This window comes from Micromonospora sp. ATLC16 (assembly GCF_057196645.1).
This window is the reverse complement of record NZ_JBXUOW010000056.1, coordinates 25,732-34,841: the sequence shown is the minus strand read 5'-3', so window position 1 is coordinate 34,841 and position 9,110 is coordinate 25,732. Positions and strand designations below refer to the sequence as shown.

Below are 9,110 nucleotides of genomic sequence, written 5' to 3'. Positions count from 1 at the left end.
GCCGTCGGCTCGGCCGCCACCCGGGCCTGCGCGGTGCCGTAGCGGGCGGCGTACCAGCCGGCGAGGACGGCTGGCAGCGCCACCGCCACGGCGCCGAGGGCACGCCGACCGTTTCCGACGTCGCCGGTTCGCCGACCGTCGGTGCGGACGACAGGTGCGCGCCGGCCGGACTCCGCCTGACCACCGGCACGGGTGCTGCTGGTGGTGAGCCGCCGGCCGGGCGGGAGCGCGGCGCTCGCCGCGATCAGGGCGGTGCCGGCGAGGGTACGCAGCGGCAGGGCGCGGTCGGTGCCGCTGACCTCCCGACGGGACAGCGCGGTGACCGTCCAGGTGTGCGCGGCGACGGTGACCGCCGCCGGCAACGCCCGCGCCGTCCGGCCGCCGGCGGCACCGAGCAGCACGTCCAGCCCCCGGCAGGTGGCCATCATGGCGGGGCCGGCGGCGGTGTTCTTGGCCGCCAGGTCGTACCCCCAGACGGCGGCGGCGAGCGGCAGCGCGACGGCGGTGGCCCGCCGGCCACCCGCTGCGGCGGCGAGCCCGACGCCCGCGACGGTGAGACCGGCGGCGAGGCCGACCGCGAGGCCGGGACCGACCCGGCCGCTCGGAATCGGCCGCTCGGGGCGTTCCACGGCGTCCAACTCGCGGTCGGCCCAGTCGTTGGCGGCCATGCCGGCCCAGTACAGCAGCACCGACGCGGCGGCGAGGCCGGGAGTACGCGGGCCGAGGCTGCCCGCCGCGGCGGCACCGGCGATCACGTCCCCGGGTACGGAGAGCGCGGCCGGGGCGCGGACCAGCTCGGCCAGGTCAGCCACGCGCGGCATCGGTGTCTCCGGTGTCCAGGCTGCCCGCGAAGGCGCACAGCCGGGTCCACTGGTCGGCCAGCGAGTGGGTCGCGGTGCCCAGCGGATCCTTGAAGAAGAAGGCCAGATCGTCCAGCGGCCCGGTGCGGCCGGCGGCGTGCGCGGCGGCGGTGAGCCGGGCCAGGTCGAGCACGAGCGGGGCGGCCAGCGCCGAGTCGCAGCCGTGCCAGGTGAACTCCAGCCGCATCCCGGTGCCCAGGAACCCGGCGAAGGTGATCAGATCCCAGGCGGTCTTGAAGTCACCGAGTTCCTCGACGTACCCGATCCGGGTGTCGCCCTGCGGCAGGTAGCCGAGCGTCTCGCCGAGCACCCGTTGCTTGCTGCGCACCTTGGCGGCGTTGGCGTCGGGATCGGCCAGGGTGGCGCCGTCGCCGCCGCCGAGCAGGTTGAGCCCGGACCAGGACCGGACGGTGAGGTGTCGCATCGCGAACATCGGGGCGAGCACCGACTTGAGCAGGGTCTCGCCGGTCTTGCCGTCGTGGCCCGCGTACGGCACGCCGTGGCGCTCGGCCAGCGCGGTGAGCGCCGGTAGCCGCAGGCCGGTCGACGGGGTGAAGTCGACGTACGGGCAGCCCGCCGAGACGGCCGCGTACGCGTAGAGCGAGCTGGGCGGCAGCACCTCGCCGGGGCCGGCGAGGGCGGCCCGCAGCGCGTCCGGGTCGGCGTGCCCGGGATGCGGGCGGGGAGCCGGCTCGGTCGCGGCGACGTTGACCACCACCACCCGCGTCAGCTCGTGTCGCTGGCGGAAGGCGGTGAGATCGCGGACCAGCGCGGCGGCCCGGTCGGCCTGGGTCCCGACGGTGGGCGCGGGGCGTAGTTCCCGCTCCACGGCGGCCAGTTCCTCGGGCAGCGCGGCGACCAGTCGGGCCGGCAACACACCGGCGTCGGCGAGCTCCTCGGCACGCTTGGCGATCGGCGTGGCGACCACGTCGTGGCCGCCAAGGATCAGGTCGGCGAAGCCCGGCAGGGCGGCGCTGTTGACCCCGGGCAGTTCGGTGACGCAGCCGGTCGGCCCGGTCAAGCCGGCACGCAGCGCGAGCGCCCCGACGATGCTGGTGGTCGCGACCGAGCCACGCGCCCCCACCAGCCAGACACCTGTACGCATGACGCTCCTTCCGGTGTCGAGGAAACCGACATGCATCGATTGAATCTTGATATCAGGAAAAAGCTGAAAAAGATACAGGTTAGGCCGATGCGCCCCGTCCGCCGCCCGTTCCGGTGGTACACGCCGGCCGGCGCCGAGGTCGGCGGCGACGACGTCGGCCGGCGTACCGGTCGGGTCGGTCGGACGGGGCTGGCAGGCAGGGGCGGTCGGCGTCTCGCCCCTGCCTCCCCCGCATTCGGCCAGTCGGGACGGCGGTGTCCCGATCGGACGAATCATCGGACGCGGTCCGCCTGGCGGCGGGAGTCTCCAGGTGGACGGGAGTGAAGTGGCCGATGGGCGGCGGCCCTCCGGTGCTGCCGGGGAATCCCGGTCCGGCCGCACCGGAGGAACCGCATTGCTCGTGCCGCCGGTCGCCCGGGGCACGACCTCCGGACCCGACCCGTACCGGCCACGGGGCGCAACCGTGGCCGGCCCTCGCCGGTCGGCTCCGGAGGTGGTTCAGGCGGCGACCGTCTCCATCGACGGCTCCACCGCGGCCCAGGAAGAGCCCAGTTCGGCCGAGCGGGTCACCGCGTCCAGCACCAGTTGCACCTGCAACGCCTCGGCGAACGAGGGCGTCGGGTCGGTGCCGGTCGCCACCGCCTCGATGAAGTCGCGCATCTGGTGGGTGAAGGAGTGTTCGTACCCGATGATGTGTCCCGGCGGCCACCAGGCCGACAGGTACGGGTGCTCGGCCTCGGTCACCAGGATGCGGCTGAACCCCTGCTCGGCGGCGGGCCGGGTGGCGTCGAGGAACTCCAGCTCGTTGAGGCGTTCCAGGTCGAAGGCGACGCTGCCCAGCGAACCGTTGATCTCCACGCGAAGGGCGTTCTTGCGCCCGGTGGCGAACCGGGTCGCCTCGTACGTGGCGAGTGCCCCGCCGTCCAGCCGGGCCACGAAGATCGCCGCGTCGTCGACGGTGACCGGGCCGGTGGCGGCCCCGGCCCCGTCGGCCTGCGCCGCCAACCCGCTCGACTCGGCCGGCAACGGCCGCTCCTTGACGAACGTCTCGGTCACCGCGCTGACCCCGCTGATCCGCTGTCCGGTGACGTACTGGGTCAGGTCGATGATGTGCGCACCGATGTCACCGAGCGCACCGGAGCCCGACACCTCCTTGCGGAGCCGCCAGACCAGGGGGAACTGCGGGTCCACGATCCAGTCCTGCAGGTAGGTGGCTCGGACGTGCCGGATCTCGCCGAGCCGCCCGTCGGCGACGAGTTGGCGCATCAGCGCCACCGCGGGCACCCGCCGATAGTTGAAGCCGCACATCGACCGCGCCCCGCCGGCCCGGGCGGTGGCCGCCGCGGCGGCCATCTCCCGCGCCTCGGCGACCGTGTTCGCAAGCGGCTTCTCGCACAGCACGTGCTTGCCCGCGGCCAGCGCGGCCAGCGCGATCTCGGCGTGGCTGTCACCCGGTGTGCAGATGTCGACCACGTCGATGTCCGGGCGGTTCACCAGCTCCCGCCAGTCCGTGGTGTGCTCCTCCCAGCCGAGCCGGTCGGCGGCCTCGGCCACCTTCCCGGCGTCCCGGCCGCAGACGAGCGCCATCCGGGCCCGCGCGGGCAGGTCGTAGACCCGGTTCACGGTGCGCCACGCCTGCGAGTGCGCGGCCCCCATGAACGCGTAGCCGACCATGCCGACCCGCAGTTCGTTGTTTGTCGTGGACAAGGTGGGTCTCCCCCCGTTGTGTCAGAACCCGAGCTTGAGGTAGTCGCTCGCGTTCTCCTTGGTGATCGTTTCGGAGGCGAGGACGATCTCCTTGGGAACCTGGAGTTCCACCAGGTCGGACATGCCCCGGCCCTGGCCGATGAGGCGGGCCAGCGAGATCGCCGAGGAGGCCATCGACGGGCTGTAGGTCACCGTGGCCTTCAGCACCGTGTTGTCGGCCTGGATGTCCTCCATCGCCTTCTTCGAGCCGGCGCCGCCGATCATGAAGAACTCGCTGCGGTTGGCCTGGCTGATCGCGGCCAACACGCCGATGCCCTGGTCGTCGTCGTGGTTCCAGATCGCGTCGATCTTCGGCTCGGCCTGTAGGAGCTGGCTCGCCTCCTGCTGCCCGGAGTCAGCGGTGAACCGCGCCGCCCGACGGTTGGCCACCTTCAGGCCGTGCTGGGCCAGGGTGTCGTTGAAGCCCTTCGTCCGCTCCTGGGTCAGCTCCAACTCGTCCATCCCGGCGATCTCGGCGATCACCGGGCTGCTCACGCCCTTGGCCTTGAGCTGCTCGACGATGAAGGTGGCGGCCGAGACGCCCATGCCGTAGTTGTCGCCCTTGATCTGCAACCGGTACGCCTTGGCGTCGGGGAAGGCCCGGTCCAGGTTGACCACCGGAACGCCGGCCGCCATCGCCTCCAGACCGAACGAGTTCAGCTCCTTGCCGTCGTGCGGCAGCAGCACGATCACGTCGGGCTTCTGCGAGATCAGGGTGGACAGGGCGGCCCGCTGGGCCGCCGCGTCCGCACCCGCTTCAACGATCTTGAACTCCACGTCGGAGTACGCGGCGGCCTGCGCCTTGGCGTTGTTCGTGATCGCGGCGATCCAGCCGTGGTCGGCCGCCGGCGCGGAGAAACCGATGGTCACCTGCTTGCCGGGCTCGGCGTTGGCGTTGCCGTCGGCCGCCTTGGTCTGCGCCTCGGTCGGTGACTGCTCGTTGCTGGTACAACCGGCGAGCAGTACGCCGGCGCCGACGGCCGCCCCGCCGAAGAGCAGCCGGCGCCGCGACATGTCGCGACTGTGCTGGGTCATGACGACCTCCTGGTTATCAAGTGGTGGGGATTTTGGGTGTACGAGGCCCGGCCACCGTCGGTGTTACGGGTGGCGCGGACATAGCGGTGCTCAGCTCGTGGTGAGCCGGTTACGACGGAAGAACTGGGAGAGGGTGCCGAACTGGATCTGCTGGATCAGGACGGCGGCGACGATGATGCCGCCCTTGACCATGTTCTGCGCCTCAACGGAGAGGCCGTTGATGGCGAAGAGGTTGGTGATGGTGGCGAAGATGATCACACCGAGCAGGGAGCCGATGATGGTGCCCCGCCCGCCGCTGAGCAGCGTGCCACCGATGATCACGGCGGCGATCGCGTCCAGCTCGTAGAGGTTCGCCATCGCCGCCTGGGCCGAGGTGGCCTGCGCGGTGAGCATGATGGCGGCGATGCCGCAGCACAGGCCGGACAGCGCGTACAGCAGCAGGGTGTGCAGCTTGACGTTGATGCCGGCCAGCCGGGCGGCCTCCGGGTTGCCGCCGACGGCGACCGTGCGCCGCCCGAAGGTCGTGCGGTTCAGCAGCACCCAGCCCGCGGCCACCACGGCGGCCAGGAGGTAGACCAGCAGCGGAATGCCGAGCAGGTCGGTGCTGGCGATGCCGTTGATCGTGTTGTTCCGCGAGATCTGAGTCTGCTTCTGGGAGATCTCCGCGGCCAGCCCGCGCGCGGCGACCAGCATGGCCAGCGTCGCGATGAACGGCACCAGCCGCCCGTACGCGATGAGCGTCCCGTTGACCAGGCCGACCGCCACCCCGACGATGATCGCGGTAAAGATCATTCCGCCGGCGCCGAAGCTCTGGGTCGCCACCGTGGTGCACCAGACCCCGGCCAGCGCCACGATCGCGCCGACCGAGAGGTCGATGCCACCCCCGATGATCACGAAGGTCATCCCGACGGTGACCACGCCGACCACCGAGGCGAGCTTCAGGATGCTGAGCATGTTCGCCCACACCCAGTCGGGGTTGGAGTACAGGTCCCAGCGGGTGGCAGCACCGATCACGAAAAGTGCCAGCAGCACCCCGATCAGGGCGAGGTTCCGCTTGGCGCCCTCACCGCCGTCGCCGTGCCACCAGGAGAGCCCGCCGGTGGGGCCTACCGTGGCGGTCGGCGTGGCGTGCCCCGCCGCCTCGGTTTCGGCCGGGTCCACCGGCGGCGACTGCGCCGGCAGCTTGGTCGTGGGCGGACTATCGGTCATGCCGCTGCGCCTTCCGTCAGGGACCCCGCCATGACGAGGTCGAGCACCGTGGGTTCGTCGAGTTCGTCGGCGGGGGCGGTACGGACGACCCGTCCCTCCCGCATCACCAGCACCCGGTCGGCCAGGCCGAGCACCTCGGGCACCTCACTGGAGACCAGCAGCACACCGACGCCCTGGGCCGCGAGCTGCCTGATCACCTGGTACAGCTCGGCCCGGGCACCGACGTCCACCCCCCGGGTGGGCTCGTCGAGCAGCAGCAGCTTCGTGTCGCCGAGCAGCCAGCGACCGACCACGACCTTCTGCTGGTTGCCGCCGGAGAGCGTCCGTACCGCCCGGCGGACGTCGCGCGGGCGCATCTCCAGGCTCTCGGCGATCCGGTCGGCCTCAGCCCGTTCCCGAGCGATGTCGGTGAACCCGAAGCGGGCGTAGTGAGTGAAGGTGGCGAGGGTGACGTTGCGGTAGATCGGCTCGCCGAGCAGCAACGCCTGGCTCTTGCGCTCCTCGGGGGCCATGCCCATGCCGGCCCTGACCGCCGCGCCGACGCTGCCTGGTCGCAGCGCCCGGCCGGCCATCCGCACCGAACCGGTCTCGGCCGCCCGCGCACCGTAGATCGTCTCCAGTAGTTCGGAACGGCCGGAGCCGACCAGGCCCGCGATGCCGACGATCTCTCCCGCCCGGACGGTGAGTGACACGTCGGCGAACTCGCCGGTACGGGTCAACCCGTCGACCTGGAGCAGTTCGTCACCGACCACGGTCTCGGCGGGGCGGTCCGGGAAGACGTACTCGATGTCGCGGCCGGTCATCCGGGAAACCAGATCGCTGGTCGGGGTCTCGCGGGCCGGCAGGTTCGCCGCCGTGGTCCGGCCGTCCTTGAGTACGGTCACCCGGTCGCCGATCTCGCGGATCTCCTCCAGCCGATGCGAGATGTAGATGACCGCGATGCCCTGCGCGGTCAGCTCGCGGATGATCCGGAAGAGGTTCTCCACCTCGTCGTGGGCGAGCACCGCGCTCGGCTCGTCCATGATGATCAGCCGGGCCTCGTGGGACAGCGCCCGAGCCATACTGACCACCTGCTTGCCGGCCGCCGGCAGGGCCCGCACCATCCGGTTCGGTGGCATCTCGGCGTGACCGAGCCGGTCAAGGATCTGACGGGTCCGGCTGGCCATGTGCCCCCGGCGGATGAACCCGAGCCGGCGCGGCTCGTGCCCCAGGAAGGCGTTCTCGGCCACCGACAGGTCCGCGACCAGGTCGAGTTCCTGGTAAATGGTGGCGATCCCGGCGCGCATCGCGGCCTGCGGGTTGACGAAGGTGACCCGTTCGCCGCGCCACTCGACGTGCCCGGAATCCGGCCGGTGCACCCCGGCGAGCACCTTGATCAGGGTGGACTTGCCGGCACCGTTCTGCCCGAGCAGGCAGTGCACCTCGCCCGCGCGTACCTCGAGTTGCACCCCGTCCAGGGCGCGTACGCCCGGGAAGGTCTTGACCACGTCGGTCAGGCGCAGCACCACCTCGCCGGTGGTCGTCTCGACCGGCGTGCCGCCGGTCCCGCTCGCGACGTCGTGCCCGGTCATGCCGCCTCCCCGAAGGCCAGGTCGCTGGCGAGCACCGCGGCGCCGGCCACGCCGGCCCGCGGGCCGAGTTCGGAGAGCACCACCGGCAGGTTCCCGGTGGCCAGCGGCAGCGAGCGGCGGTACACGACACTGCGGATCTCGGCGAGCAGGATGTGCCCGAGTTGGGCGAGTCCACCGCCGATCACGATCATTGAGGGGTTGGTGAAGCTGACCAGCCCGGCGAGCACTCCGCCGACCCGCCGGCCGCCCTCGCGGATGAGCTGGATGCAGGTCACGTCGCCTTCGAGCGCCCCGGCGGCGACGTCGAGGGCGCTCACCTCGCCGTTGGCCTCGAGTCGTTCGGCCAGGGCGGGTGAGGTGCCGGCCCGCGCGGCGGCGGTGGCGTCCTTGGCGAGGGCCGCCCCGCTGAAGAGCGCCTCCAGGCAGCCGGCGTTGCCGCAGGAGCAGATCGGCCCCTGCGGATCGACCTGGATGTGGCCGATGTCGCCGGCACAGCCGTCGGTGCCCCGGTAGACGTCGCCGCTGAGGTAGATCCCGCAGCCGACGCCGGTGCCGATCTTGACGAAGAGAAAGTCGTCGACCGAGTGGGCTACCCCGCCGTGCCGCTCGCCGATGGCCATGATGTTCACGTCGTTGTCGACCACCGCCGGGCAACCGTGCTCGCGGGTGAGCAGCTCGCGGACGGGGAAGCGGTCCCAGCCGGGCATGATCGGCGGCGAGACCGGCACGCCGTCGCGGAAGCTGACCGGGCCGGGCACCCCGATGCCGACCGCGTCGAGTCGCTCGTAGACGCCGTCGACCCGGGCCTTGTGCAGCAGCTCGTTGACGCGCTGGAGGATCACCTTCGGGCCGGACCGGATGTCGGCCGCCTCCGCGTACGCCGCCACCGGCTCCAACCGGCCGTTGACGACCTCGACATCGATCGAGCTGGCGCCCAGATCGACGGCCGCGAAGCGCAGCCCGGGGCTCAACTCGACAAGCGTCGACCGTCGCCCGCCCCGGGAGGCCGCCTTGCCCGCCTCCGCCACATAGCCGAGGGCGACCAGCCGCTCCAGTTCGGCGAGCAGCCGGGGCCGGGGCATCTCCAGGCGGTCGGCGAGTTCGGCCCGCGACAGCGCTCCCTCGTCGCGTAACAGCCGCAACAACCGGACGTGCAGGGGGTCGGCGTTGGGCACGGGCTCACCTCTCCCACGGGGGGTATTCACATCGACGAAATGCCGACGTGTGGTGCCCGACACAGTAGGAGGCTTCAGTGCGCCCTGTCCAGACCTTAGAACCAATCTGTGCCCAACTTTTGCTGGATCTAGCAAAAGCTACCGGTAGGTCGCGGTCATGCCCGAGCCGCAGGCCAGCAGGGGAGTCATGAAGATCGCCCGTCGTGTGACAGCTATCGCGTCATTGGCCACGCTGCCGCCCTCCGGGCCGAGGCGACGCCGGCGACCACCCCAGGCAGCACGCCGGCCGTCGAGCACGGCAGTCAGGGATAGGGATACCCGGAGATCACGCGGAACGCCTGGTGTCTCGTCTCGGCCTGCGGCGGACAGGCACGCAGGGCCCAGCTGCGATGGTTGCCGTGCCCCCGGG

General features: G+C 71.8%; 7 protein-coding genes. All 7 read right to left on the bottom strand.

The features are described from left to right. On the bottom strand, nucleotides 1-821 hold an 821-nt coding region (locus AC2CHE_RS20670; RefSeq protein WP_484506530.1), incomplete at its 3' end, for an SCO3242 family prenyltransferase. After that, nucleotides 805-1,965: an inositol-3-phosphate synthase gene (locus tag AC2CHE_RS20665; protein WP_484506529.1), complete on the bottom strand. Its 1,161-nt coding sequence runs from the start codon at nucleotides 1,963-1,965 to the stop codon at nucleotides 805-807. The genes AC2CHE_RS20665 and AC2CHE_RS20670, both read right to left, overlap by 17 nt. 498 nt (nucleotides 1,966-2,463) lie before the next feature. Next, nucleotides 2,464-3,639, bottom strand: a complete 1,176-nt coding sequence (locus AC2CHE_RS20660; protein ID WP_484506532.1) for a Gfo/Idh/MocA family protein — start codon at nucleotides 3,637-3,639, stop codon at nucleotides 2,464-2,466. A gap of 54 nt (nucleotides 3,640-3,693) precedes the next feature. Beyond that, nucleotides 3,694-4,746 carry a substrate-binding domain-containing protein gene (locus AC2CHE_RS20655; protein WP_484506528.1) on the bottom strand — a complete coding sequence of 351 codons (1,053 nt, stop codon included), beginning with the start codon at nucleotides 4,744-4,746 and terminating at the stop codon, nucleotides 3,694-3,696. Between the two features lie 90 nt (nucleotides 4,747-4,836). Further along, on the bottom strand, nucleotides 4,837-5,955 hold the full coding sequence (locus tag AC2CHE_RS20650) for an ABC transporter permease (protein WP_484506527.1): 1,119 nt from the start codon (nucleotides 5,953-5,955) through the stop codon (nucleotides 4,837-4,839). Next, complete coding sequence (locus AC2CHE_RS20645) at nucleotides 5,952-7,526, bottom strand: sugar ABC transporter ATP-binding protein (RefSeq protein WP_484506526.1); 1,575 nt, start codon at nucleotides 7,524-7,526, stop codon at nucleotides 5,952-5,954. Before AC2CHE_RS20645 ends, AC2CHE_RS20650 begins: the two co-directional genes overlap by 4 nt. Beyond that, nucleotides 7,523-8,701 (bottom strand): ROK family transcriptional regulator, encoded by a 1,179-nt coding sequence (locus AC2CHE_RS20640; RefSeq protein WP_484506525.1) that lies wholly within the window; start codon nucleotides 8,699-8,701, stop codon nucleotides 7,523-7,525. Before AC2CHE_RS20640 ends, AC2CHE_RS20645 begins: the two co-directional genes overlap by 4 nt. Between the last annotated feature and the right edge of the window lie 409 nt (nucleotides 8,702-9,110).

What these genes read in the sequence shown, in the direction of transcription:
- AC2CHE_RS20665 (WP_484506529.1), bottom strand. Translation starts at nt 1,965, where the DNA reads ATGCGTACAGGTGTCTGGCTGGTGGGGGCGCGTGGCTCGGTCGCGACC.
- AC2CHE_RS20660 (WP_484506532.1), bottom strand. Translation starts at nt 3,639, where the DNA reads ATGGTCGGCTACGCGTTCATGGGGGCCGCGCACTCGCAGGCGTGGCGC.
- AC2CHE_RS20655 (WP_484506528.1), bottom strand. Translation starts at nt 4,746, where the DNA reads ATGACCCAGCACAGTCGCGACATGTCGCGGCGCCGGCTGCTCTTCGGC.
- AC2CHE_RS20650 (WP_484506527.1), bottom strand. Translation starts at nt 5,955, where the DNA reads ATGACCGATAGTCCGCCCACGACCAAGCTGCCGGCGCAGTCGCCGCCG.
- AC2CHE_RS20645 (WP_484506526.1), bottom strand. Translation starts at nt 7,526, where the DNA reads ATGACCGGGCACGACGTCGCGAGCGGGACCGGCGGCACGCCGGTCGAG.